Raw genomic sequence first — 26232 nt, forward strand, 5'->3', positions numbered from 1 at the left:
TCCTTTCAGGAGGCTAAGAAGATGGCGGAAACTCGAAGTATTTTGGAATGGACCTTGGTGTCGGAGTGTCCTATTCCTTCAGATGTCAATGGGTTGCTGGTGAATGGTGAAATAGCGGTTGCGGCTTATAAGACTTTCCGGGATAGCGCCATTTTTACGAATAAAAGATTGATCGTGAGAGATGCGCAAGGCCTTACGGGTAAAAAGGTGGAAATTTACTCCTTGCCTTATTCGTCGATTAACATGTGGTCTACAGAGAATGCCGGGAAGTTTCTCGACTTTAATGCGGAGGTTGAGTTGTGGACACGCGCCGGTCATATTAAAGTGAAATTGCAAAAAGAGGTGGATATCCGCAAGTTCGACAAGCTCATTGCTAATGCGCTTTTGCAGGACTGAACTAAATATGACAGTAAGCATTTTGAAAAAAGAGCTGTTGTAAGGCAGCGTGCGATTTACATATGGAGGAGCCATTAGGCTTCGTAACTTGCGAAACCAGGAACAAGTTTTAACTAGGTACCATAGTATCCCCTTCAAGCAATCATTCGGCGGAACCTTATGTTATTCATGAGGCCGAGTGAGGTTGGAGGGGATATTTTTGTTGGCTGAAAAAGGAGATAGATTAAATTCGAGTTACTGTATCATCTGTACCCTATAATTTTTATTTTATTGAATTATATTGAAAAAATGGTCTAAATAAACTAAGATGTCAGTGGATAAATGATATGAAAGCGCTTATCTGTATCATTTCGGGTAATACAGAAGCTTGATGGCTCTGTCCACGGTTGTAACCGCCGTCCCCATACCAGGATGGCGCTGCAATAATCCGGACTAGGAGGTGAATTGATAAATCGACGAATGGTTTCGGCGGACGGCCGATCAATCGGTCGAATGCCTTTTTTCCCCGACACACGGTAATCCATGTACAGTTCAGCAACTCTAAAAGGCTTTATTTTACCAATAAGGAGTGAACTTATGACAAGGAAAAGATCCGGTACCCACTCAAGAAGAAGGCTCGGAATCGTTGCATTAGTCGGTGTACTGTTAGCCGGAATGGTTGGTGAATTTTCGATAGGGGCCAACAAGGCCTATGCGGACAGTATTACTTCGGATCACAGCAAAAGGATTGTGGCGCCCTATAAAGGGGTTTACACGACTCCGCCGACCAACAGCGATTATGGGAATACGCCGGACGCGCCGCTGCTGGGCAACGGGGATGTGGGTGTGGCGATGGTGGGCAATATTAATGCCATGGTGATGGTTTTGGGCAAAAATGAGTTTTGGTCGCAGGGGGAGCGGCAGGTCAAGTCGATGGCCCGGCTGAATATTTCGGTTCCTTCCATGGCCGGGGCTTCCTACCTTGCGGAGGAAAAGCTGGCGAATGCCGTCGTTGACGGCACGTTTGGGCTTGCGGGGAATACGATTAAAACCACGAGCTGGATGCAGGCGACGGACACGTCGACCAATCTGCTGATGACCAAGTTTACGTATACCGGAAGTGGAAACAAGCAGATGTCCGTCTCCCAAACGAAAGGGAATCTGAATAATTTTCCCAGCGCCACAGGCGCTTCCGGTGATGTCCTTTATCTGGACGTGCGGGCCGACAACGCGGATACGATTAGCGGCTACGCGACGGTTCGGGCAAGAATCGCCACGCGCGTTATCGGTACGACCGGCACCGTAAGCGGCGGTACGCTGAACTTTACGCTGACGCCCGGGGGGACGTATACGCTGGTCACGAGCATCGTCAGCAACTATGACAATGCCAATTACCAGTCCGCCGCGATCGCCAATGTCGCCGGGAAGACCCAGGCCGATATCGATACGCTTAAAGCGGCTCATCAAAGCTGGTGGGACGCGTATTACGGCAAATCCTTCGTCGAAATTCCCAACAAGACGATTGAGAAATCGTTCTACGCTTCGCTCTACTTAATGGGAAGCGCTTCCAGAGCGGGCGAACTGGCGCCGGGACTATGGGGGAACTGGCTGGCCCGAGACGGTGACTGGAGAGGGGACTATCATCTCAATTACAACTATGAGGTTCCTTTCTACTTCACGCTGCTTACCAATCATCTTGAATTGTCCGAGAACTATGACAAACCCGTGCTGGATTGGATTCCTAAAGGCCAGGCTTTAGCGGCCGTGGGCGGGCACAGCGGTGTCTATTACGCGGTGGGACTTGGTCCGCTGCCCAACGGGTCCGGCGACGAAAGCTTCCACAACCAGAAGACGAATGCCGCTTTTGCCGCCACCAATATGATTATGCGGTTCAACTATACCGCGGATAACGCTTATGCCAGTCAAGTGTACAATTACTTGAAGCAGGTCGCTTTATTTTGGCAAAACGACTTGGTCTGGGACGGAACCCGCTACGATATTGTCGACGACGCCCAGCATGAAGGGGACCAGTTCCCTCAGACCAACGGGGTCATGTCTTTGGGGCTGGTTCGTTTTCTCCTCCAGGGCTGCATCGACATGAGCGTGGCCTTAAATCAGGACACCTCCCTGCGGGCTACCTGGCAAAATATCCTGAATAACCTCAGTCCTTTCCCGACCTTTACCCGGAACGGCCAGACCGTGTTCCGTTATACGGAGGTCGGACGCGATTGGAATGGGGACAACTCCATCGGCATTCAGCATATTTATCCGGGCGGGCAGGTTGGTCTGTCCAGCGATCCCGGACTGCTGCAGACGGCTCGCAACATGATCGGTCAAATGGCCCGCTGGGACGATGGGAACGGATCGAACACCTTTTATCCGGCTGCCGCGAGAGTCGGCTATAATCCGACGACCATTTTGAACCAGCTTGCGTCCCATATTTCCAAAAGAAGCTACAATAACCTTCATATGAGGCTCTCCGGAGGCGGCATCGAGACCTTCAACACGGTTCCGGCGACCTTGGCGGAAATGTTCCTGCAGTCGTTCCAGAACAAGCTGCGGATTTTCCCGGACTGGCCGGCCAACACGGATGCCAAATACGGGGACTTCATGGCTTACGGTGCGTTTTTGGTATCCAGTGAGATGAGGAATAATCAGGTCGGTTATGTGCGGTTGATCAGCCAAAAAGGGAAAGCGGCCACCGTGGTCAATCCTTGGCCCGGGCAAACCGTACGCGTGTACCGGAACGGCACGGACGCGGGAACGGTGTCCGGCGCGGAGTTCAACCTGCCTACCGCCGTGAACGAAACCATCCTTCTCGCCCCTGACGGCACCTCCTATCAAACCGTGATCGACCGAATGAACCAGCAGCTTGATACGGATACGACATCGCCCACGGGAAATATGGCGCAAAATAAAGTGGTGACCGCCAGCGATCAGATCGATTCCACGGAATCCGCTAATCAAGCGGTTGACGGTCTTCTCACAACCAAATGGACCTCCCAGCCGCTCAGCTCGGTGCCGGGAGACAAATGGCTTGCGGTTGATTTGGGGGGAACCTACGATTTGACACGTTGGGTCGTGAAGCATGCGGGCTCAAACGGAGAATCGGCGGCCTACAATACGAAAAACTTCAAGCTGCAAATCAGCAGCGACGGGAATTCGTGGACCGATGCCGATACGGTAGAGAACAACACGGCCAATATTACGGACCGGACGATTTCTTCCGGCCCTGCCCAATTTGCAAGGTTGTACATCCAAACGCCGGTTCAGGATAACGCGGGGTATTATCAAGTGCCCGGCGATCGCAGCAATGCCAGAATACCGGAGTTAGAGCTGTACGGAACCCCTAATGAGGAACCCGCCTCGGTGGCTCCGATCAACTCGGTGATTACCTTGAAACCGATCGTTAACAATAAATACGTGACCGCCGAAAATGCCGGCACCGAACCGCTGATCGCCAACCGCGACGCGGCGGGTCCATGGGAGCGGTTCCTGGTCGTGGACGCGGGAGACGGATTGGTCGCGCTGCAGGCACTGGCCAACAATCTGTATGTATCCACGGACAGCCAAGGCGCGAACAGCCTGATCGCCGGCTCGGATTCCATCGGACCAACGGAGAAATTCAAGTGGATCGACAACGGGGACAATACGTTCTCCCTTCAGGCCTCCGTAAATAATCGGTACGTTTGTGCGGAGAATGCCGGGACCGAACCTTTGATCGCCAACCGGGAAACGATTGGACTTTGGGAGAAGTTTCTGCTGGAGGTATTTTGAATTTCGAGCGGTAGGCAGCGGGAACAGATAGCAAGAAGCGCGAGGTGATCCTTAAGGCCGCACCCCAAGTCCCGACGCAGTTGCACCATTCCTCAGCATGCCGCACCCCAAGCGGTTGCATAAATCAAAAGGTCGATTATGGTTCTATACCGCCATGATTGACCTGTTTTTTTATCTTCACTTCTTGTCACTCATGTTAATGAAAGTGTTCATATCGTTTTCTTCTGCAGGAGGATAATTACATATTGTAAATCTTTTTCCTTAACTAGGAGCCTAGCCTATACGACGGAAAGGTTTGATACATATGCTCTATATAGCTGAACCGATAAGAGAAGAGGATGTCAATGACTATAGGGAAAATGAGAAAGCATAAGGAGATGTTGCGGAACCCTGCCCTGCGCGGATATTTGCCCGAAACCCACTGGATGACGAAGGCACGGCTCTTGCGAATGGTGAGGGCCTATTCATGCGTCTTCATTAAACCCGACCACGGGAGCGGGGGCAGCGGAATCATCCGTGTCAAGAAGTTGAACGGGGGATATGAGGTGCGCTGCGGTCCGCATCGGAAGAAGGTCAAGGCCGAATCCGTCTTGAAAGCGATTCATTTATATCGGAAATCCAAGCACCGGTATTTGGTGCAAAAGGGGCTGCGGTTAGCGAAGTATCGCGGGGTGATCTTTGATATTCGCATATACCTGCAGAAGCCTGGGCATGATTGGATGATTTCGGGTATGGTCGCCCGTGTCGCCGCACCCGAGAAATTTGTGACGAATTATCAAAAAGGCGGGCATGCGGAACCTTTGAAAAAGGTTCTTTTAAGCCTTTTTCATAAAAATCAAACTCAAGTGAACGCCTGTTATCGAAAAATAGAACAACTATCCGTTACTATCGCAAAAACGGTTAATAAATGGCATCCGATTCATGAATTGGGGGTTGATCTTGCCGTCGACGAGAAGGGACGCATCTGGATCCTCGAAGCCAATTCTCATCCGGGCCACGCCTTGTTCACCCAACTCTCCGATCACTCCATGATCAGAAGCATTATCGCAAATAAACGAATCATGAAGAGAAAACTCCATGATTGAATATTTTTTAGGGGAAGGAGAAGGCTTCAATGAAGAAAACACAGCAGCTTAAACGCTTGATCCATTCAGACAGCTTGGAGTTTATCATGGAGGCGCATCATGGACTGTCCGGCAAAATCGTCGAGGAGACGGGGTTTAAAGGAATATGGGCCAGCGGCTTGTCGATCTCCGCGGCATTGGGGGTCAGGGACAATAATGAAGCCTCGTGGACCCAGGTGATGGATGTCCTGGAATTTATGAGCGACGCGACGTCCATTCCGATTCTGCTGGATGGGGATACGGGGTACGGCAATTTCAACAATGCGAGACGCTTGGTCAGGAAGCTGGAACAGCGAGATGTTGCCGGGGTTTGTATTGAAGATAAGAAATTCCCCAAAATGAACTCGTTTCTAAGCGGCGAAATGCAGCCGATGGCCGATATCGAGGAATTTACCGGCAAGATCAAAGCGATGAAGGATACTCAAACCGACGATGATTTTGTGGTGGTTGCCCGAGTGGAAGCTTTTATTACGGGGCGAGGGCTTGGCGAGGCGCTGCGGCGGGCGGAGGCTTATCGGAATGCGGGCGCCGACGCGGTGCTCATTCACAGCAAACGACCGGATGCCGCGGAGATTGAAGCGTTTATGAAGGAATGGGGGCGGAGACTACCTGTCGTCATCGTACCTACGAAGTATTATTTAACGCCGACGGCCAAATTTGATGAACTGGGAGTTAGCCTTGTCATTTGGGCCAACCACAACCTGCGCTCCTCCATTGAAGCCATGAAACGAGTCTCCCGCAGAATTTATCAGGATAAGAGCCTTGTTCAGGTCGAAAAGAAGGTCGCGACACTGGAGGAAGTTTTCAGGCTCCAAGGAGCTGAAGAACTGAAAGCGGCGGAACGGCAATATCTTCCGGCGTCAAAGCCCGAATCGAACGAGGTGAGCTAAGTGGACACGAAGAGGTTTGGAGAAGAGCTCACGAAATTAGGGTTCACTTTTTTCAGCGGGGTACCGTGCTCCTATTTGAAAAACTTAATCAATTACGCCATTAACGAATACGACTATGTGGCCGCGGCCAATGAAGGGGATGCGGTTGCCGCCGCGTCCGCCGCTTATATCGGAGGGAAGAAATCCGTTGTGCTTATGCAGAATTCGGGGTTGACCAACGCGGTTTCCCCGTTAACTTCCCTGATCTATCCCTTTCGTATTCCACTTCTCGGATTTGTCAGCCTTCGCGGAGAACCGGGCGTCCCCGACGAGCCTCAGCATGAGCTTATGGGTAGGATTACGACGCAGCTGCTGGAGTTGATGAACGTGGAGTGGCAGTATCTTTCCGCGGATTTGGAGGAGGCCGTAAAACAGTTGATTCAGGCTGACGAGCATATCGCCCGGAACCGGACATTCTTCTTTGTCGTCAGGAAAGGGACCTTCGATACGGTGCCTTTGCAAAAGCGGCAAAACGCCGTTCATTTCAACCGGATCATCCGGCATGCTCATCAAGGCAATCAGATTCCCTCACGGTATGAGGCGTTAGCGGCAATCCACTCGCTGAAAGACAAGGATACGGTACTGCTTGCGACCACAGGCAAAACAGGACGGGAATTGTACGAAATTGAAGATGCAAGCAACCATTTGTACATGGTGGGCTCGATGGGGTGCATTGGTTCTTTTGGGCTTGGCCTGGCCCTGAGTCAACCCGCGAAGAACATTGTCGTGATTGACGGAGACGGATCTCTGTTGATGCGCATGGGCAGCCTGGCGACAAACGGATATTACAACCCCGGCAATATGCTTCATATTCTTCTCGATAATCATGCCCATGAATCGACGGGTGGGCAGAGTACGGTATCCCACAATGTGGATTTCGTTGGCGTTGCCGCTTCCTGCGGCTATGCGAGTTCGATCCATATCCACAACCTCGAAGAACTGAAAGCTTCTATACAAGCGTGGAAAGAGACGAGGGAGCTTACCTTCCTGCATATGAAAATATCCAAGCAGTCCAAAGAGCAGCTTGCCCGCCCAAGCATCAAGCCGCATGAAGTCAAGGAACGATTGCAACGATTTATCCGGGAGGATTCCATCAAGCTCAAGGAAGTGGACGGCCCATGAGTTCCGCCATAAGGAGAAACATTTTGCTGACTCCGGGTCCGACAACGACGACAGACGAGGTGAAAATGGCCCAGGTCGTTCCGGATATTTGCCCTCGCGAAGCCGAATTCGGCGCGATCATGAAGGAGATTTCCACGGAGCTTACCCGTTTGGTCGCGGATCCGGACCACTATCGGACCATCTTGTTTGGCGGTTCGGGCACGGCGGCCGTTGAATCCATGATCAGCTCCGTCCCGGGCGGCGAAGCCATCGTCATCATTAACAATGGCGCATATGGAAAACGGATGTGCGAAATCGCTGAGGTTTATGGAATCGACTATTTGGAATTTAAAAGTCCTTTTGACGACGCGATCGACATGGCAGAATTGGAGAGGTACATCCAGTCTGCAGACCAGGCAATCTCTCATCTTGCCGTAGTGCATCATGAGACAACGACCGGGCTCCTGAACAATGTGAAGCAGATCGGCGAATTATGCGGAAGGTATCATATCGACATGATGGTGGATGCGATGAGTTCATTTGCCGCCGTACCGATCGAGATGAAGCCGATGAACATTTCCTTTCTGGCATCCAGTTCCAACAAAAACCTGCAGGGAATGCCCGGGGTTTCATTCGTCATCGCCGAGAACGGCAAATTGGAGAGTTTGAAGGATAAGAAGCCAAGGAGCTATTATTTGAATTTGTACGCGCAGTATCGATATTTTGAGGAACATGCGCAAATGCGCTTTACCCCGCCGGTGCAGACTTTGTACGCGCTGAGGCAAGCCATCCTGGAACTCAAGCGGGAAGGGGCAGCCAAACGTTACGAGCGATACACGGCATCCTGGAAAACTTTAATCGGCGGTCTGAAAAGGCTGGGCCTAACCTATATCGTCCCCGAAGAGCATCATTCCAAGATCATTACTTCCATTCAAGAGCCTTATGAGGGGTTTGATTTCCAATCCATGCATGATTTTTTCTACAGCAAAGGCATCATGATTTATCCCGGCAAGCTGGAGAATAGGAAGACGTTCCGGATCGCCAATATCGGGGACATCACGACAAAGGATATCGAGGTTTTTCTGGAAGGGCTTGAAGAATTTCTGGGCAGGAATCGAGGGGCATTAAGAAAGGTGGAGTCTCATGAGAACGAGAACCAAAAATAAATGGTTAAAATACGTGTTTATGAAAAGGAGCGCCTCCTTGGCGCCCTACCTTCCGGAGACACGGATCATGAGCCGGCAATCCTTCAAGAGCCTTCTGCAAAGATATCGGCATGTCATGATTAAACCGGTTTGGGGAAGCCGCGGGCGGGGAGTCATTCAAGTCTCGGATCTGGGGAATGACAGGTACGCCATACATTACGAGAAGAGGAGGACGGTGAAACGCGGGAAAAAGGATACCTACCGTTACATGGAAAGAATCATGGGGTCCGCCGATTATATGGTTCAACGGAGAATTACTCGCCCAACCATCAATAAACGCCCCTTTGATATGAGGGTCATCGTCCAACGGAAAAAGAATTCATCCCGGTGGGTAGTCACGGCCAAGGTCGTCAAGGTGGCAGGCAAAGGGTACATTGTTTCCAACAACACGAGAAGCAACGGGAAGCTGCTCGGGTTTAGGCCGGGGATCCGGCGTTCGTCGATTAGCCATCTGCCTATGGCCGCACTGGAATCGCGAATCAATAAAGTTTCGCTTCTGTCCGCGAGAAGATTAAGAGCCATGTTCCCCGAGCACCGCATATACGGCCTGGATGTGGCAACCAATCGGCAGGGGCGCGTTTCCATTATTGAAGCCAATCTGTATCCGGCCATGTCCCATTTTCATAAGCTGAAGGATCGAAAGTTGTATCAACGGATCGTTTCATATAAAAGAGGATGATCTAAAACATCAACCGGCGGAGCATCCGGGACTAACCAAAGTCTTGGGCGGCCGCCGGTCTTACGAATGCTCTGAGCAGAAAAACATATACTACACAATGTACATTCTGTACATAATGAGATAACATGGGGGTGAGGAGGGATGAACATGCAAACACTTTTAAACGCCACGGATGTACGAGCCAATTTTGGCGGATTTATTGATACTATAGTCAGGGAGAAGCCGCAAGCGATTAAACGCAACAGAGATGTCATCATGGCTTTTTCCAAGCAGCAGACAAAGGAACTGTTGTCGATTTATGAGCTGACCTTCGAATATGAGCAAGATGAAGACGGCAGATATGCGGGGTCTATCGAGCAAATGGAGGATCTTGTCGCGGACGGCGAGACTCTTGATGAGCTCAGATTGGAGTTGGCTCGTCAATTAATCGAATACGCGATCGATTACGAAAACAACTATTCCCGCTATTACAACACGCCTAACCGCCATAAACATGCGCCATATGTCTTGCGTGTTCTTTTGGAAGACGATCTCGAATCGGTTGCAGGATTGCTTCATGCCTAGTTGGAGCGATCTGGAGAATTTGGATCCTGAAGCAGCAGTTGCGCGTTGACAAAGAGTACTTTAATTTGAAGAAATAGATTAAACATAACCTAAGGAGCTCACGTCACTTTTTAGTTGGCGGCGGGCTCCTCCTTTTGTGTACTTCGTATATAAATCTATTATTTTGGTGAAAATAGTAACCATAATAATAGATTTGGAGGTAATGAAAGTGACATTAATCGAAACACCTGAAAAACTTAATGTTTTAGATTACAAGGCTCTAGCTGAGAAACTTATTAAAAAAGGGGACTTGTTTTTTTTGTTCAAATTTCAGACTAAAGCCATTCGAGCAATAACGTCAGACCGAGATCCCAACTATACTCAAGAGAGAATAGTGCATTATCTCAAACTCTTAAAAGAAGTGGCGGATGCTAGTTTGACTTGTGCTAAGTGTAATCATCCGTACAAGTTTAGAATTTGTACAGGGCTAAGTGACGAGAAAGAGAACGCTCTTGAGTTAACTTGTGATGATTGTGGAGACTGTTTTACCTATTCCGAAGCCAGAGATCGAGTCACTTATTTCAACTTTACGGCATGGAAGGAAGTGGACGAACTTAGAAAACGATCCAGAGGTTTTAGCATAAGCTATGTACTTATTAATTCGAATCCTAAAAAGGCGCTGCTGTATATTTATAATGACAAAGATAAGCGGCCTGAGTTGTTGATCAATGGCCATCAAACCTTTAAACCGGAGGAAGTAAGATGTTTTTGGGAATACTCGAAAATTCATATAAAGCAGTGGAAAAGGAATGAGGAAATAAAGGCTTCCTTTATTGAAACCGATCAAGCGAAGGTATATACATTGGAAGAGGCATTGTTGCCTGCCGGCATTTGAAATTGCCATTCCAGGGCGTCTTGCGTCCCTTACCCCATCATCATCCCCACCCACAACCCCACCAAAGTCACGAACAAAAATCGGAATCGTCAACACGATGCCCACTTTAAAACGTCCCCCAGGAGATGCGTACGACTTTTTTGGCGAGGACGTGGAGCCAGACAAGAGTGGCGAGGGAGCCGATGGAGGTGATCTTGGGGCCGAGGTCGGTGCCGATGACGTTGGCGTAGATGAGGGAGACGCGGACCACGCCGGTGGTGCCGGATTGGGCGATGCCATCCATTGTCTCACTTTTTTCGCAGTTATGGCAGACGATTCGAAAATTTCGTCATAAAAATTTAAATATTTCTTTACAGGAATATTCCTTATAGTGTATATTTAATTCAATAACAAACGATCTCTTGCATTAAAAGCAAGTTCGATCCACAGTATAAGCACCTGCGGGAGCTGCAAACGATGAATACTCGCCAAAATGCGTTCAAGCCGATGAGGAGGATGTAACAATGACAAAGCAAGCCATGGTTTCCAGAGTAGAAAATGAGCGCGTGCTGGTGCTCGAGCGCGAATTCGACGCGCCGCAGGAGCTGGTATTCTCCATGTTCAAAGAGCCGGAGCATCTGAAACATTGGTGGGGCCCGAGAGGTTGGGAACTGACGGTATGCCATGTCGATTTCCGGCCGGGCGGCGTTTGGCATTACTGTATGAAGTGCCTCGATCAGAATCAGGGCGATTTTTACGGGATGGAATCCTGGGGCAAAGCCGTGTATAAAGATATCGCCGAACCTACGGCGTTCAGCTACACGGATTACTTCTCGGATGCCGAGGCCAACGTGAACGAGGAGATGCCGGCGACCGAGATCGAGATGGAATTCGTGGATCTTGGCGGTAAGACGAAGCTGGTTAGCCGGAGCTTGTTCGTATCGCCCGAGGATCTCAAAACCGTGTTGGACATGGGCATGCTGCAGGGCATCACGGAAACCTGGGATCGTTTGGAAGAGCGCTTGAACGAAGTCAAATAATCAGACAAGGGAGCAGTCGTCGGCATGAGAACCGGCGGCTGTTTTTTCATGGCTGCATAGCTAAACCGGTTGAACGCGCGGAGGCACCCTTTGAGCGCATCCCTCTCAAGTATTCCGGGAGGAATAGGGCATCCACCATCGAATACAATGTAATGTCCAGGAATTGTATTTTATTGGAATCGGGAGGGCGAAATCCGTGAATCATATCATTGTCGAACCTGAAAATGAAAGCGTTTTTAAGCCGGCTTGGAGGTTTTGCGTGGGGACGGGCAGGCTGGCTCTGGCTTTGCAAAAAGAATACATGGAGCATCTGAAGCTGGTGCAGCAGTCGATCGGTTTTCAGTATATCCGCGGTCATGGGCTGCTGCATGATGATCTGGGGATCTACCGTGAGGTGGAGATAGACGGAGAGATAAAGCCTTTTTACAACTTTACCTACGTGGACCGGATTTTTGACGAATTTCTGGAATTGGGGATTCGTCCGTTTGTGGAGCTTGGATTTATGCCTTCGGCGTTGGCTTCGGGGGAGGAGACGGTGTTTTATTGGAAGGGCAACGTGACTCCTCCCAAGGATTACGGCAAGTGGACCGATTTGATCCGGGCGGTGGCCTCACATTTTATTGAAAGGTATGGCCTGGAGGAAGTGCTGAAGTGGCCATTTGAAGTCTGGAACGAACCGAATCTCACGAACTTTTGGAAGGGTGCCGATCAGGCGGAGTATTTCAAGCTGTATCTGGAAACGGCGAAGGCGGTAAAATCCGTTCATCCCGGACTTCAGGTGGGAGGGCCGGCGATTTGCGGGGGCGCGGACCATTGGATCACGGATTTTCTGCAATTTTGCCGGGAAAATGACGCTCCCCTCGATTTCGTCTCCAGACATGCCTATACTTCCGCACAGCCCAACAAAACGACCTTCGAATATTACTATCAAGAACTGTATCCGAATACCACCATGCTGGAGGAATTCAAAACCGTCCGGGGAATGATTGACGCTTCTCCTTATCCGGCGCTGCCTTTTCATATTACCGAATACAATACGTCCTACAATCCGACCAATCCGGTCCATGACACGGTGCTGAACGCGGCCTATCTGGCGCGGATTTTAAGCGAGGGCGGCGATTATACCGATTCGTTTTCCTATTGGACGTTCAGCGATGTTTTCGAGGAGTCCGACGTGCCCAAGGCGCTGTTTCATGGAGGCTTCGGATTGGTGGCGCTTCACGGCATTGCCAAGCCGACCTTTCATCTGTTTGCGTTCTTCCGGGCGTTGGGGGATACTCTCTTGTACCGGGACGAGCAGGTGATTGTCACCCGCAGGGAGGATGGCACGATCGCGCTGGTAGGCTGGAACCTCGTTATGGACAAAGGCGGGGGCTTTGAGCGGGAGCTGACGCTTCAGCTTCCGTGGGAGCCGCAGCAGCAAGCTTTCGTCAAACGCCAAACGGTGGATGAACAACATGCCAACCCGTGGCGGACGTGGCAGCAGATGGGCCGTCCCCGTTTTCCGGACCGCGCTTCCATCGAGACGATCCGTCAATCGTCCGTTCCGCTGGTTAGCACCTTCAACCTGGATAGTAAAGACGGCATGCTCTCGCTGCAGCTGACCCTGACTAAAAACGAGGTAACTTTAGTGGAGATTATGCCTGTCCATAAAGAGCGGCAGCCTTACGTTGGCATGGATGACAGCCTGGTGACTTCGTATTTCTGATAGATACCGGATAGCCCGGATAGTTCCGGGTTTCGAGGGAGGCTTGTATAAGAACGGCCCATTCCGCATAAATTAGGGAAAAACGGCAGGGGCGGTGCAAAAATGAAACCGGATTATGAGTTTACGAACCTGGAGAATCAGGAAGAACTCGTCCAGGAGATTCAGCAATTGGAGCAGAAGATAGAGCAGTCCGTCGGGGAAAAGGTGAACCTGATCGCTTATTCGGAGAAAAAGGAAAAGTAAAACAGAATGATTAGAGGCTTGCTTTTCGACATAAACTTAGAGCTCGACGAAGACACCTGTAAAGGTGTCTTTTTTATCTATCGATTTCAGGCGGCTTTGCTTAGGATGAATAGGGCGAATGTGTCGATAACATCCCGTGTTTACGGGTAATCGCTATTAATATTTTGAGTATTTTGTCGATAGAGTATATAGGGAGATTGTCACATTTCACAGCCAATTGAATCGAAGTGATGAATTCCGCGCAAATGAATTCTATAGTGAATTTGGAGTAAATTAGAACCGATTATCAGGCAGGGATGTGAAACAGTCATGAAGGTTGTTATTTTGGCGGGCGGAAGAGGAACGAGAATCAGCGAAGAATCGCATTTAAAGCCCAAACCGATGGTTGAAATCGGGGAAGCACCGATATTATGGCACATTATGAAGACTTATTCCCATTATGGATACAATGAATTTATCATATGTTTGGGTTACAAGGGTTATGTGATCAAAGAGTATTTCGCCAACTATTATCGGCATATGTCGGAAGCGGTCACCTATGATTTCACTTCCGGGAACCGCGTAGAGGTACACCATAATACGGTGGAGCCTTGGAAGGTCACTTTGGTGGAAACGGGCCTCAACACTATGACCGGCAGCCGGATTAAGCGCATTGAGCCTTATGTGGGCAACAGTACATTTATGCTTACCTATGGCGATGGTTTGGCGAATATTAATATTGACCAGCTTGTACGGAGCCACGAAAAAAGCAACAGGCTTGCAACCATTACGGCCGTTCAGCCGGACGGCAGATTTGGACGGCTGGAATTGGAAGGGAATCAAGTCACGGGTTTTGCTGAAAAAGTTAAGGGCGACGGGGGCTGGATTAACGGCGGTTTCATGGTTTGCGAACCTCAAGTATTCGGCTATATCCCGGACAGGGATACGACCATTCTTGAACAGGGACCTCTCCAGAACCTGGCGCAGGACGGCGAACTTAACGTTTATAGGCATGACGGCTTTTGGCAGCCGATGGATACGCTTCGGGAGAAGATCGTCCTGGACGAGCTCTGGCAGAGCCAGAACGCGCCATGGAAGATTTGGGCCGACTGATATATTCAAAATCCAGTCATTCTAACGGAGGACTATATTTTTGTTTAAATTAACCTTGTCGACGGATGATTTGAGGGCGTACGTGTTTCAGCAGTTGAATCATTTTTTCCCGGATAACCGGCTTGCCCTTACGGAAAAAAAGTTCAGCCAGTCTGTTCAAATGGCATTGGACCGCTCTGAATACTGTTTCCGTCATGTGGCGTTAAAATCTTACCATGATGACGGAGCCACTTTTTTCTCTCATCTTCACGCCGACCAATATACGATGTTCCTGTGGTTTTTGTCGAATTCGGTGTGGAAACAGTTTGAGGATTCCGAGCTTTCGTCAAAGCTGTTTTATTTGAACAAGGCTTTAAACGGCGTGATATGTATGTACGACGCGGAGATGCCCGATATTTTTCTTATCGTTCACGGTGGGGGAATCGTATTGGGAAAAGCGAAGTACAGCGATTTTTTTGTATGCTATCAAGGATGCACGGTCGGAGCCGTCGACGGGGTTTATCCCGTCTTTGGAAAAGGGGTAGCCATGGCCCCGCAGTCAACGGTTATCGGTGATTGTAGGGTGGGCGATCATGTGACGATCGCGAATCAGGCCCTTTTGCGTAATACCGGCTTGAGCAGCGGGTCGATTTATTATCGTGATACGGATACGGGACGGCATTTGGTAAAGAGGTCAGATCATCCATGGGCGCAGTCCTTTTTTAATATTCCAATCCCGCGTAACGGAGAAAACGTATGAAACCCAAAACAGTATTGATTAGCGGAGCAGACGGATATATCGCTCTCCATCTGGCCCGGATGCTCAAAAATCGCGGCCATAACGTATTAACGGCCAAACGGGATCGGAGCGGCGACATCCGAATGGATTTTACGAACCCGCATGAGGTTGCATCGTTGAGCGGCAGCGGGATTGATGCGATGATTCATACGGTTTCACCAAATGAATCCTTATATAAAACGGACACATACCGGGCGTTATCGGAAAATGCGGCCGGGATCCACGCGGCGCTTGACTTTTGCGTAAATAACCTTATCCATAATTTCATATATTTCTCCAGTTTCCACGTTTTTGGAGGGCAGGGGGGAAAGTTGACGGAGGATACCCCCGCCTCTCCGCGTAACGACTACGGTCTGGCGCATTGGGCTGCCGAACAAACCGTTCAAATGTTCGACCGTACGCGGCGGTTGAACGGGTGGATCATCAGGCCATCCAATCTCTTTGGCGTCCCTGTCAGCTGCGAGAAGTTCAAACGATGGAACCTGATTCCATTTTTGTTTTGCAAAGAAGCGGCGGAGCACCATACGATAACGCTTTTGACTCCGGGGAACCAACTTCGTAATTTTGTCGGCGTGTCCGATGTGTGCAAGCGGGCGTTGTGGATTTTGGAGCAAAGTCCGTCAGAACGAATTTTTCATGCTTACGGCAAAGAAACGATCAGCGTTTTGCAATATGCTCTGTTAGTACAAGAGGTTGCGAGGGACCAATTCCATCTTCCCGTACAAATCATTCGACCTGAAGGAAACGATCCGGTGACGGATTTCGAATATACAAGCCTGTACGATTATCCGGTTCTTGAGCCAATGGATGTGATGAAGGATTTCGTTAAGGAGATGCTTGAGGTTCTTCTCGTAAAGTCGTAGAAAGGGTGATTCGCCATGAATTGTTGCATCTGCGGTCAAACAAGTACCTTTATGGAGGACTTTGACAGGGCTCCCCATAGTTTGATGAGCATCTATGACTCCGATCAACTGCATTTGCGGGATCTAAAGATTTATCACTGCGATTCCTGCGGGCATACGCAAATTCCGGCTCATATTAGCGAGGAGTATTACCGGGATTATTCTATGGGCTCTTTTTGGGGATCCAGTTTCAAACGTATCCGGGAACAGCAGCTTGAGCGTTTGGTAAAGTTGGCGCCTGCGAATAAACGATTTTTGGATATTGGCTGCGGCGTCGGGCATTATCTAGCGCTTGCCAAGAACCATTTTGAAGAACTGATTGGAGTGGAGCCATCTCTTTCAAGCGCCGAGATCGCACGGCAGCAAGGGTTTTCCGTTATCCATGACTACTTTCATGAGGGATTACGCTTTGACTCGCGATTTGACGCAATCAGTATCATCGAAGTGCTGGAGCATCTTGAACAGCCTGCTGCCTTGTTTGCGCAAGCCGCCAATCTGCTGAATGACAACGGCATTCTTCTAGTCGAGGTTCCTAACGGACAGCGTATTGTCGAAGAACGTTTGTACTACAATTTATGTACGGATCATATCCAGTATTTTTCTATAACCAGCCTGACTACAATGGCGCTTCGAGCGGGATTGACCGTTTTGTGCGTACAGGAAGCGGCGGACCCGAACTTGCTGGAGTTATATGTCAGAAAAACGTCTAAACTTTCCGATACTTTTTCCTCCAGAAGAGAAGCTGCTCTTGACCGGCTTCTCTCGCAGCTTCCGACGAATGCCAGAGTCGCGGCATGGGGGGCGGGGGCGGAATCGACCAGCTTTCTGGCTATGTTGGAGGGTAAGCTGCAAGTTCACTGTTTGTTTGATAGCGACCAAGCCAAGCATGGACATCATATCGCTCGCATTCCCATTGTAAAACCAACTTCCCGGGAAGTATGCCAATTTGAATTCATTATTCTTTTTGCCAATGCGCATAAGCGGCAGATACAAAGTCAACTGGATCAGCTTGGATTCACCGGGAAATTGCTAACCTTTGAGGAAAGCTGATGCCGTTGTGAATCTACGAATATTAAGAAGCAAGGAGAGCCGAAATGATAGTGAAATCCGTATCGTTGAATCGGGCTGCGGTGATAGAAATGGAACCGATTGGAGACAACCGCGGTTATTTTGCCAGAAGCTTTTGTAAAGAAACATTGGCCGAACACGGCATTTTATTTGATATGGTTCAATCCAATGTGGCTTTCAACTATAACCCGCGCACTTTAAGGGGAATGCATTTTCAGTTGCCTCCTTATAGCGAGGACAAGATCGTTTCGTGTTTTCAAGGAGCCATCTATGACGTTATCATCGATCTTAATCGCGGCAGTTCAACATTCGGGAAGTGGTTTGGAATCGTATTGTCTGCGGAAAATCGCCAATCCTTATATGTTCCGAAAGGGTTCGCCCATGGTTACCAAACATTGACGGAGAATACAAGCATCCACTATATGGTCAGCGAATATTACACTCCTTCCCATGAATCCGGAGTCCGTTGGAACGATGACGCATTTGGCATTGAATGGCCTTATAGGGACGAGCTTACGATCTCCGCGAAAGATGAACAGTGGAAGGATTTTGATATTCGTACGGGTGGAATGATTTTGAGTGAGGGAGACGGAAATGGATAATTTGACGGCAAAACAGGTCCTGGAAACGCTGCAGATGGGATATGAAGGCGTTGGCATTTTGGAAGATTGTATTGATCGCGGCGAATTAAACCTGACCGATCTCGAAATGCTGGATAACATCATTCAACTGGCGGCTGTGATTGAAAAGTCTGCGGCACTAAGTTCTGCCCCTAATCGCGTTAAAGAAATCAACGCGAATCTCATTTTTTACGCGGAACGGTTAAAGCAAAACGCAGTTCACAACGAAGTAGAGCTGTTTTTGTATGATTTTCGGTTTCATTTCCGTTCGTTGTTCAGGATATTCGAATATGAAGTTGCCTATATTTTGGAGGATTTCGTAAACAAGCGGGATTATCCGCGTTTGTATCCTGAAGTAAGCGTTGTTGATCACGCCGAGATTGCCGCGCGAGGTAAAGAAGCCCGCTGTAAGGCAAGCGTCATTCTTCTTGCGTACAATAATCTTGATTATACGCGTGATTGCGTGGAAAGTATTCTAGCCAACACGGATGACGTAGAGTACGAACTGATCCTCGTAGATAACGGGTCGACGGATGGCACGAAAGAGTATTTTGATTCCATTCCGGGTGCAAAGGTCATTCATTTGAAATATAACCTGCATGTCGTAAAGGGCTTCAACATTGGTTTGATGGCGGCAGAAGGACAATACTGCGCAGCCGTATGTAATGATTTCATATTTACGCCAAACTGGTTAAGTAATTTGATGATTTGCATCGAATCGGATCCTGAGATCGGGTTCGTGTCTCCGGGCGCGACATTTATTACCAATATGCAGCAAATTCCCATCCCTTTCATTTCCAAAGAGGATTTTGTGGAAAAGGCCAGAGCGTACAATGTAAGCGATCCTTCCAAATGGGAAGAGCGCGTTGTGCTGCTGCCCAATGTTTTGTGCTGCCCGACGGCTCTCCTTGATCGTATCGGTTATTACGACACTCGTTATTTCCGTGGCGAATTTTTGGACGACGATATCAGTTTTAGAATCAGACGGGCCGGGTACAAGCTTGTTTATTGCGCGGATACAGTGACGCATCATTACGGCAGCTTGACTACTTCCAGCGACCATCTTACCAATTCGATGGAAGAGGGAAGAAAGACTTTTTTGGAGAAATACGGCCTCGACGCTTGGCTCGATGCACGTATGAATCCGACGTATTTGAATATAGATTACAACCGTTTGTCCGAAGTGAAATCTATTTTGGGGATCGATGTGAAATGCGGGGCTACCTTGCTCCAAATCAAAAATCGCGTGTGGTCGAACTACGGAATAAAGCCGCGTTTGTCCATTTGCACGACGGAGCCGAAGTATACGGCCGACCTTAATTCCATTTCGGACAATGTCTTTCAGCTCGACAATTTGCGTCAATTGCCGGAGGATATCCATGGTAAAATCGATCTGGCTTATATAGAGAAACCGTTGGATCTATTCCCGGATGATGATTTGGATACTATTTTCAGCAGTCTTTCGAAGGTGATGAGTACCAACGGGAAGCTGGTTTTTATGGTGAATAATATAATTAGCATAGAAGCATTATACGAAATGCTCAATCGTTCACATTCGATTCATAATCGAAAGATTTACTTGAGCGAAATGCTTTTTTTGCAAGCGCAAAAATACGGATTTGAACCGACCTCAATGATGAACTTTCTTACTGAACGTGCTCCTGACACCGATCTGATTGTTGATGAATTGGCCAAGCTTCTTGCAGGTGGCCGTGAGAGAGAAACGGATTATTTGCAGTCCGTATTGCGTACGGGTTATGTCATTTATCAAATGGATTATCAAGGTGTTCGGTAAACCTATTTAATTGCAGATCAATTTTAAGGAGTGCCTATATGATGAAATCAGGCAGCGTGGACCGTTCCTTTTGGGCAGGCAAAAGAGTGTTTCTTACGGGGCACACAGGATTTAAAGGAAGCTGGCTTATCCTGTGGCTTCATAGTATGGGAGCCAGGGTTGCGGGTTATTCTTTGCCGGCCCCCACTACTCCGTCTTTGTTTGAAACGGCGAATTTACAGGACATTCTGGCTGAATGGACGATTGGGGATGTCGCCGATTTGGAGATGCTGAAACAGTCCATGCAAAAGGCGCAACCGGAGATCATCATTCATATGGCGGCACAGCCCTTGGTCCGGAAATCATATGAGGATCCAATCGGAACCTATACCACTAATGTGATGGGGACGATGAATTTACTTGAGGCTGCACGCACTTGCAGCTCGGTACGTGTCATTCTGAATGTGACTACGGATAAAGTCTATGAAAATCAGGAGTGGCATTGGGGATACCGTGAAAACGAACCTCTGGGCGGATACGATCCGTATTCCAGCAGCAAAGCTTGTGCCGAACTGATTACTTCAGCGTATCGCCGCTCATTTTTACAATCATCGGGGATCAGAGTGGCTACTGCGCGGGCAGGCAATGTGATCGGCGGCGGGGACTGGGCGGAGGATCGTTTGATTCCCGACTTGATCAGAGCGCTGACGAAAGGGGAGCGGATTCAGCTTCGGAATCCGGAAGCCATTCGGCCTTGGCAGCATGTGCTAGAGCCGCTGTCGGGGTACCTGCTGCTAAGCCAGCGGATGTATCTGGAAGGCGAAAAATTCGCGCAAGCTTGGAATTTTGGGCCGAAGGACGGTGATGCCCGGCCGGTTGAGTGGATTGTTAACCAAATGCTTAACAGATGGCCTTATGAGCATCCCGGTTATGAAGTAATCAGGCAGGAGCATAAACATGAAGCGAGCATGCTTAAGCTGGATTGTTCCAAAGCGATGAACGAGCTTGAGTGGGCTCCAAGATGGCCGTTAAGTAAAGCATTGGATTACACGATTGAATGGTTTGTCGATTATCTGGACGGTAAAGACATCAAAGATTTATGTTGGCGGCAGATTGCCCAATATGAGGCTGAACAATAAATTAAGCGCAAGAAGCTTCCCGAAGGGCGGCTTAAAAGCAAACAAAAGGGGGGCTGATCGTGAAAAACGCGTCAGTCGCCCCTTTTGTTTTCATGTGGTAAAGATGGATTTAACGATCCCGCTCTACCCTCCCCATTTTCCGCCCCACCAACTCCCCGAGAAAACGGTCGATGACGGCGAGTTCCTCCGGGCTGTAGGTGTTCAGCCATTCGTCATATTGCCGCATCACTCGGCGATGCTCTTCTTGATGAAACTCCCACAGTTTTTGCCCTATCGCAGTGAGGCTGAAAAAGACTTCCTTCTGGTTGGTGGGGAGCTGGGCTCTAAGGATGAGTCCTTTTCGTTCCAGCCGGGAAGTGATTTTGGAGATGGCCCCGCGGGTCATCTTCATGTGTTTGGCGATGTTGATAACATTCAGGGTCGGCTGTTGACCGATCCAGTCCAAAACATGCAACTCCACCATGGTAACTCCGTCTTTGGGGAAATCGGCTTCACCCCATTTTTGCTGGAGGCTGAGCTGCTTCTCCTTGGCGATTTCGTCTTTTTCATAAACGAATTGTTCCAGTTTCTTGATAATATCCTCCGGCAAGATCACGGCTTTCCTCCCATCGGCTTACGCGGCGTCAAAAAAGCTCGGCCCAATCCACCGCTCTGGCAGCAGCCTTGTCCATGATGGCCGGGGCTTCGTCCGGACGCGCGTCGCACCCTTCAATAAACAAACCTTGTACATCCGTTATACCAAAAAAATGCATGATGTGCGCGAGATAAGCATGGCCAAAATCTTTTAAATCCGCGCTTTCCCGTTCGTATACGCCTCCGGAGGCCTGGATATGGAGCGCTTTTTTGCCCTGGAGCAAGCCGACGGGACCCTGCGGCGTGTAACGGAAGGTTTTCCCCGCCACACATAACGTATCCAGATACGCTTTCAACTCCGGCGGGAGAAAATGATTCCACATCGGGTTCACGAAAACGTACTTGTCGGCGTTGATGAACTGATCGGACATGGCCGTGTGCCGGCTTGCCGATACGCGTTCCTGCTCGGATAAGTCGGCCAAGGCGGCCCCTTTGCGAAGCTTGCCCCACGCGCTGAACGTAACGGCGTCAATGGCGGGAACCCCCGATTCAAACAGGTTCAGCACGGTAAATGAATCGCCGGGATGAGCGTTCCGGTAAGCTTCCAAAAAAGTGTTCCCGATGGTCAGCGATCTGGACTCACTCTCGGTAAGGGGATGAGCGGTGACATACAATAAGGACGACATAAAGATACCTCCCAATGAATTATTGATTCCATGGAATCAATAATAGATCGGTTGAGGTATTTTGTAAAGAGGTTTTAATGACGGTTAATTGGTCGATGCTAGTGACTATTATTCTGCTTCCCAGCGCATTGTTCTTCTTAAAACTAGCAGAACCGCACCTATTGCAAAAAATAATATCTTCATTTCAACGATTTCTGTGCCCGAAATTCTAGTTAAATCAACAAATCCAAATGAATATTATATATAATTAAAGAAACTGGCAAAGAAGGAAAGGAGAAATTTTTTTGCTAAAAAAACAAGAAGGTAACCCATTAAAACGAATCACTTCGAGAGTTAGTTTGTTTTTTGTTTTTCCATTTATGTTTCTACTTTCGGTTATCCAATATTTCATTCGCGAATCTCTTTTATCTGAAATTCCTCCCGAAGTTACAATTACGGAGTTTATTTTCTTCCTATGCTTCTCTATTGCATACACTGCATTGAGTTTTGTAAGCGTTTTATTTCGCTGTATATCCAAGGCTCAGCTGGTAATTCCCGGAGTTTTATTTTTGGCGAGCTCATTCGTGTGGTTTTTTTCATCGTATGACATTAGTAATCCATACCATATTAATACGATTGGAATTGCTTCGAATTTAATATTGTTTGTACTTACTATAAATAAATTTTTAAATTTCTATTCGAAAATCGACAACAGCAAAAATAGCAATTCTTAAATCTTTGCCGGAAAGTTTCCGTTGGCAGCTCGAGGCCGACTTATTTTTGCCCAATAACGGGAAAAGCTCCCGTTAATTTTAGCAAAATGGGGATTTACGGCGGTTTAACTGGAAATGCTCCCACTAATTTTGGCAAACGAGCAGGTTTACGGCCTAAACCGATGATTTAGCAGGAGGATTTCCAGTTATTTCTCTAGCAGATTCAATGAGGCTCCAATTAACAGGAGAAATTCCAGTTAATTTACTAGAGAATTCCCGTTAGTAGTTACTAAACGTAAAAATAGGGCCAAATGCGATAAAAAGAGTACCCCGTATGAGGTGCTCTTTTTTATATCTACCGTTCCCCTTAAAGTTCCCCCGCTCCAAGCAAAACCCGAATCCGCGACGCCGCCTTCTCGGCCTGGGCTTGTACCTCAGCCTGATCGGGCTCGCGCAGCCCATGCAAAGCCTGCTCGAACAATTCCGAGCGGAGCAGGGCGGTAAAAACGCGGCCGGCTTCGCTTTTGTTGCGGATAGTCCAGGATTTCTGGTCCATCCAGCGATCCACGTACCGCACGAACAGCTCGTTTTGAGGCGCCGTGATTTCCTCCCGGTATACGCGAACCAGCTCGGGGAAACGCAGCGCTTCCTGGGTGACGACCCGGTATAAAGCCAGATTCTCCGGGTCTAGCGCGTGTTTCAGATAGTGGGCGCCCGCGAGCGCAAACCCGTGTTCCGGCTCTTCGTTCATCCAGGCCGGGTCGCGGCCTTCTGCTTCATCCCGGTCGATCCGGACGCAAGCGGCCTTGATCACGGTCCGGAACAGGTCGTCCTTGTTCTCGAAGTGGCGGTAGACGGTTTTGACCGATACCTCGGCGGTTTCCGCGATCCGGTCCATCGAGGCCAGCGCGTAGCCGGACTCCAAAAATTCCCGCATCGCCGCATCCACGATGGCCGCGCGTTTACGCTCCATCAGGGTTGGCTTCTTATTGTCGTTCGCCGAACGCTCCACGGCAGTGCCTCCGATCTATAGATGCATCTTCTTGACAAAAGCATACACCAGCTCTATGATTTTAACAACGACAACGGTCGTTGTCGTTTTCTAAATTCAGCCGACGATCCGGCTAAACAAGAAAGGATGATTCAACATGTCTCATTTGCTTTCGGATCCGCTGACTTTGCCGTCCGGCGCGGTGTTGCGAAACCGGCTGGCCAAAGCGGCGATGAGCGAAGGCCTTGCCGATGCGGACAATAACGCGACTCCGCGGTTAGCGGCTCTATACAGCCGTTGGGCGCGCAGCGGCGCGGGATTGCTCTTCTCCGGCAATGTGCAAGTCGACCGCTGGCATTTGGAAAGGCCGCTTAACGTGGTGCTCGACCAGAATAGCGACCTGGAGGCGTTGGCCGCCGTCGCCAAAGCGGGAACGTCCGGCGGAGCCCACTTCTGGGCGCAGCTCAGCCACACCGGAAGACAGGTATCCGACTTGGTGAACCCAAGTCCGCTGGCGCCTTCTTCCGTGAATGTCAAAGTCCCGCGCGAGCTGGGATATACCTTCGCCACGCCGCGTGAAATGACCGAGGCCGAGATCCAAAAGGCGATTAGCCAATTCGCCTATGCGGCCGGGAAGACCAAGGAAGCCGGGTTCACGGGCGTGCATCTGCATGCGGCTCACGGGTATCTATTTTCCCAATTCTTGAGTCCGCTGACGAATCTTCGGCAGGACCGCTGGGGAGGAACGCTGGAGCATCGGGCGCGATTTCTGCTCGAAACGATTGAAGCGATCCGTGCGGAAATCGGGCCGGAGTTCCCGATTGGCATCAAGCTGAATTCGTCGGATTTTCAAAAAGGCGGGTTTACCTTTACGGAATGCATCGAGCTGGTGAAGCTGCTGAACCATACGAGCCTTGATCTATTGGAGTTGTCGGGCGGTTCGCTGGAGCAGCCGAAGCTCATGGGCGCGACCTTCCTCGACGAAGGCGAAGACGGCCGCAGCGAAAGCACGAAGCAGCGCGAAGCTTATTTTCTGGAGTATGCGGGAGCCGTTCGCGAGGTGGCCCAAATGCCGGTGATGGTAACGGGGAAATTCCGCTCGCTCGAAGCTATGGCGAGCGCATTGGAAGCGGGAGAGCTGGACGTGATCGGCATTGGACGACCGATGATCGCCGATCCGGATACGCCGGCGAAATTGCAAAGCGGCCAAATCAGCCGGGCCGTGGCGCCCGAGGATTCGCTTGCGCCAATTGAGCAGTTGCCTTGGATGAACATGCAGCTCGAACGTTTGGGTGATGGCCTGGAACCGGACCTCACTCTCGGCGCATCCGAGGCGTTGGCGCAGTTCCAAGCTCTTGAAGAGAAAAACTTAGCGGCATTATTGAAACGGAGAGCGGAAGCAGCTCGGCAAACCGGGGTTTAATCCGGGTCAAGGGTCGATGCACATCGCAATCTCAGAAAGAACCGTCAGCGTGGCACCGCTGGCGGTTTCTATATAAGCAGCCGCCACTTCCCGCAAAGCGCCGCCAAGTTCCCATCCAATATATCATGGCCCGTGCGAATCGGAAAGCCGATAACATGTCGGCCAATTAAAGTAAGATTGCATAAAAACAAGCGATTTCTCAAAAATTAGAAAGGCGGCGAATCATCCGTTTAGGTAGTCCACCGCAAAGGACCTAGCTTTTTCTCAAAATAGTAATAAATCCGCCACGGATTTCATGGCTGACGGAAAAGCCTTTTTGTATGTAAAAATTCAGGGCGTTATCATTTCCGTTGGACACAAAAATAAAATAATCGTCCACCTCGTCAAAAGATTCCAACCATTGCATGGACCGTTTGAAAAGTTCGGATCCAACTCCATATTTTCTGTATTTTTCCCGAATGTACAATTGGGATAAGCAACCCACCAGATTGCCTTTTACCGTCGATAAATCGAAAAAGATCGCAAACCCGGTATCATAGACTTCCTTGGGTGAGATATTCGAATAAGCATAGCCTACGACTTGATCCCCATCCTTAACCACGATGGTGTGGTTATGCCGCGCCTTCTGTACGGAAGGGACGAATCGGGTTTCAAAGTTCATGGTATCGAACAATTCAGGCGTTATCTTCGCTTGGGTTTTCTGAAAAGCCATAAGTTCATTGCACAGGTCCTTGCAACAATCGATTTGTTCATCCGAGATAACCTCATAGTGCAGTTTCCATCATTTCCGCCTCTTTTCTGATCCGGTTGTTGATTCTATTGTTAAGTTTATTATAGGAAAATGCTGCAGGTATGCATGAAAGCTCCGATCATTGCGGCGGACGCAACAAAGAAGC

General features: G+C 49.3%; 24 protein-coding genes and 1 pseudogene. 20 read left to right on the forward strand and 5 right to left on the reverse strand.

Annotation, left to right across the window (positions count from 1 at the left end; genetic code table 11):
* Positions 1-21: 21 nt before the first annotated feature.
* From ACI48K_RS16895 to ACI48K_RS16935, 9 genes are all read left to right on the forward strand, one after another.
* Positions 22-396, forward strand: a complete 375-nt coding sequence (locus ACI48K_RS16895) for a PH domain-containing protein (protein ID WP_475028782.1) — start codon at positions 22-24, stop codon at positions 394-396.
* A gap of 576 nt (positions 397-972) precedes the next feature.
* The gene (locus tag ACI48K_RS16900; RefSeq protein WP_475028783.1) at positions 973-4152 is read left to right on the forward strand and encodes a glycosyl hydrolase family 95 catalytic domain-containing protein; all 3180 of its coding nucleotides are present in this window, start codon (positions 973-975) and stop codon (positions 4150-4152) included.
* Positions 4153-4496: 344 nt separating this feature from the next.
* On the forward strand, positions 4497-5237 hold the full coding sequence (locus ACI48K_RS16905; protein ID WP_475028784.1) for a YheC/YheD family protein: 741 nt from the start codon (positions 4497-4499) through the stop codon (positions 5235-5237).
* A gap of 29 nt (positions 5238-5266) precedes the next feature.
* Positions 5267-6166 (forward strand): phosphoenolpyruvate mutase, encoded by a 900-nt coding sequence (aepX, locus tag ACI48K_RS16910; protein ID WP_475028785.1) that lies wholly within the window; start codon positions 5267-5269, stop codon positions 6164-6166.
* Entirely contained in the window at positions 6167-7327 is a 1161-nt protein-coding gene (aepY, locus tag ACI48K_RS16915) for a phosphonopyruvate decarboxylase (protein WP_475028786.1), read from the forward strand.
* Positions 7324-8472 carry a 2-aminoethylphosphonate aminotransferase gene (locus ACI48K_RS16920; protein WP_475028787.1) on the forward strand — a complete coding sequence of 383 codons (1149 nt, stop codon included), beginning with the start codon at positions 7324-7326 and terminating at the stop codon, positions 8470-8472. Before aepY ends, ACI48K_RS16920 begins: the two co-directional genes overlap by 4 nt.
* Positions 8450-9190: a YheC/YheD family protein gene (locus ACI48K_RS16925; RefSeq protein WP_475028788.1), complete on the forward strand. Its 741-nt coding sequence runs from the start codon at positions 8450-8452 to the stop codon at positions 9188-9190. The genes ACI48K_RS16920 and ACI48K_RS16925 overlap by 23 nt, the downstream gene beginning before the upstream one ends.
* Before the next feature lie 147 nt (positions 9191-9337).
* Positions 9338-9754: a hypothetical protein gene (locus tag ACI48K_RS16930; RefSeq protein WP_475028789.1), complete on the forward strand. Its 417-nt coding sequence runs from the start codon at positions 9338-9340 to the stop codon at positions 9752-9754.
* A gap of 208 nt (positions 9755-9962) precedes the next feature.
* The gene (locus ACI48K_RS16935) at positions 9963-10628 is read left to right on the forward strand and encodes a hypothetical protein (protein WP_475028790.1); all 666 of its coding nucleotides are present in this window, start codon (positions 9963-9965) and stop codon (positions 10626-10628) included.
* Positions 10629-10657: 29 nt separating this feature from the next.
* Here ACI48K_RS16935 and ACI48K_RS16940 read toward each other — a convergent pair.
* Positions 10658-10902, reverse strand: a pseudogene (locus ACI48K_RS16940) (ArsB/NhaD family transporter); the annotation flags it as partial.
* 229 nt (positions 10903-11131) lie between these two features.
* Here ACI48K_RS16940 and ACI48K_RS16945 point away from each other — a divergent pair.
* The 10 genes from ACI48K_RS16945 to rfbG all read left to right on the forward strand — a co-directional run bounded on the left by ACI48K_RS16945 (position 11132) and on the right by rfbG (position 20971).
* Positions 11132-11647, forward strand: a complete 516-nt coding sequence (locus ACI48K_RS16945; RefSeq protein WP_475028791.1) for an SRPBCC domain-containing protein — start codon at positions 11132-11134, stop codon at positions 11645-11647.
* Between the two features lie 196 nt (positions 11648-11843).
* On the forward strand, positions 11844-13355 hold the full coding sequence (locus ACI48K_RS16950) for a GH39 family glycosyl hydrolase (RefSeq protein ID WP_475028792.1): 1512 nt from the start codon (positions 11844-11846) through the stop codon (positions 13353-13355).
* A 102-nt stretch (positions 13356-13457) separates the two neighbouring features.
* Positions 13458-13598: a hypothetical protein gene (locus tag ACI48K_RS16955; RefSeq protein ID WP_475028793.1), complete on the forward strand. Its 141-nt coding sequence runs from the start codon at positions 13458-13460 to the stop codon at positions 13596-13598.
* Positions 13599-13907: 309 nt separating this feature from the next.
* Positions 13908-14690, forward strand: coding sequence for a glucose-1-phosphate cytidylyltransferase (rfbF, locus tag ACI48K_RS16960; RefSeq protein WP_475028794.1), 783 nt, complete (start codon positions 13908-13910; stop codon positions 14688-14690).
* 40 nt (positions 14691-14730) lie between these two features.
* The gene (locus ACI48K_RS16965; RefSeq protein ID WP_475028795.1) at positions 14731-15429 is read left to right on the forward strand and encodes an LbetaH domain-containing protein; all 699 of its coding nucleotides are present in this window, start codon (positions 14731-14733) and stop codon (positions 15427-15429) included.
* Positions 15426-16331, forward strand: a complete 906-nt coding sequence (locus tag ACI48K_RS16970) for an NAD-dependent epimerase/dehydratase family protein (RefSeq protein WP_475028796.1) — start codon at positions 15426-15428, stop codon at positions 16329-16331. The genes ACI48K_RS16965 and ACI48K_RS16970 overlap by 4 nt, the downstream gene beginning before the upstream one ends.
* A gap of 84 nt (positions 16332-16415) precedes the next feature.
* Positions 16416-17420, forward strand: coding sequence for a class I SAM-dependent methyltransferase (locus tag ACI48K_RS16975; protein WP_475028797.1), 1005 nt, complete (start codon positions 16416-16418; stop codon positions 17418-17420).
* A gap of 44 nt (positions 17421-17464) precedes the next feature.
* The gene (gene rfbC / locus ACI48K_RS16980; RefSeq protein ID WP_475028798.1) at positions 17465-18040 is read left to right on the forward strand and encodes a dTDP-4-dehydrorhamnose 3,5-epimerase; all 576 of its coding nucleotides are present in this window, start codon (positions 17465-17467) and stop codon (positions 18038-18040) included.
* Entirely contained in the window at positions 18033-19853 is a 1821-nt protein-coding gene (locus ACI48K_RS16985; RefSeq protein WP_475028799.1) for a glycosyltransferase family 2 protein, read from the forward strand. Before rfbC ends, ACI48K_RS16985 begins: the two co-directional genes overlap by 8 nt.
* A gap of 38 nt (positions 19854-19891) precedes the next feature.
* Positions 19892-20971, forward strand: a complete 1080-nt coding sequence (gene rfbG / locus ACI48K_RS16990) for a CDP-glucose 4,6-dehydratase (protein ID WP_475028800.1) — start codon at positions 19892-19894, stop codon at positions 20969-20971.
* A 109-nt stretch (positions 20972-21080) separates the two neighbouring features.
* Here rfbG and ACI48K_RS16995 read toward each other — a convergent pair whose 3' ends face one another.
* From ACI48K_RS16995 to ACI48K_RS17005, 3 genes are all read right to left on the reverse strand, one after another.
* Positions 21081-21566, reverse strand: a complete 486-nt coding sequence (locus tag ACI48K_RS16995; RefSeq protein WP_475028801.1) for a MarR family transcriptional regulator — start codon at positions 21564-21566, stop codon at positions 21081-21083.
* A 28-nt stretch (positions 21567-21594) separates the two neighbouring features.
* A complete protein-coding gene (locus ACI48K_RS17000; RefSeq protein ID WP_475028802.1) occupies positions 21595-22230 on the reverse strand; it encodes an FMN-dependent NADH-azoreductase in 636 nt (211 codons plus the stop codon).
* A gap of 1059 nt (positions 22231-23289) precedes the next feature.
* Entirely contained in the window at positions 23290-23934 is a 645-nt protein-coding gene (locus ACI48K_RS17005; protein ID WP_475028803.1) for a TetR/AcrR family transcriptional regulator, read from the reverse strand.
* A 136-nt stretch (positions 23935-24070) separates the two neighbouring features.
* Between ACI48K_RS17005 and ACI48K_RS17010 the strand changes: the two genes are divergently transcribed.
* Positions 24071-25336 carry an NADH:flavin oxidoreductase/NADH oxidase family protein gene (locus tag ACI48K_RS17010; protein WP_475028804.1) on the forward strand — a complete coding sequence of 422 codons (1266 nt, stop codon included), beginning with the start codon at positions 24071-24073 and terminating at the stop codon, positions 25334-25336.
* A gap of 253 nt (positions 25337-25589) precedes the next feature.
* Here the strand turns inward: ACI48K_RS17010 and ACI48K_RS17015 are convergent, their stop codons facing one another.
* Entirely contained in the window at positions 25590-26048 is a 459-nt protein-coding gene (locus tag ACI48K_RS17015) for a GNAT family N-acetyltransferase (RefSeq protein ID WP_475028805.1), read from the reverse strand.
* Positions 26049-26232 lie beyond the last annotated feature (184 nt).

Source organism: Paenibacillus terrisolis, assembly GCF_056171975.1.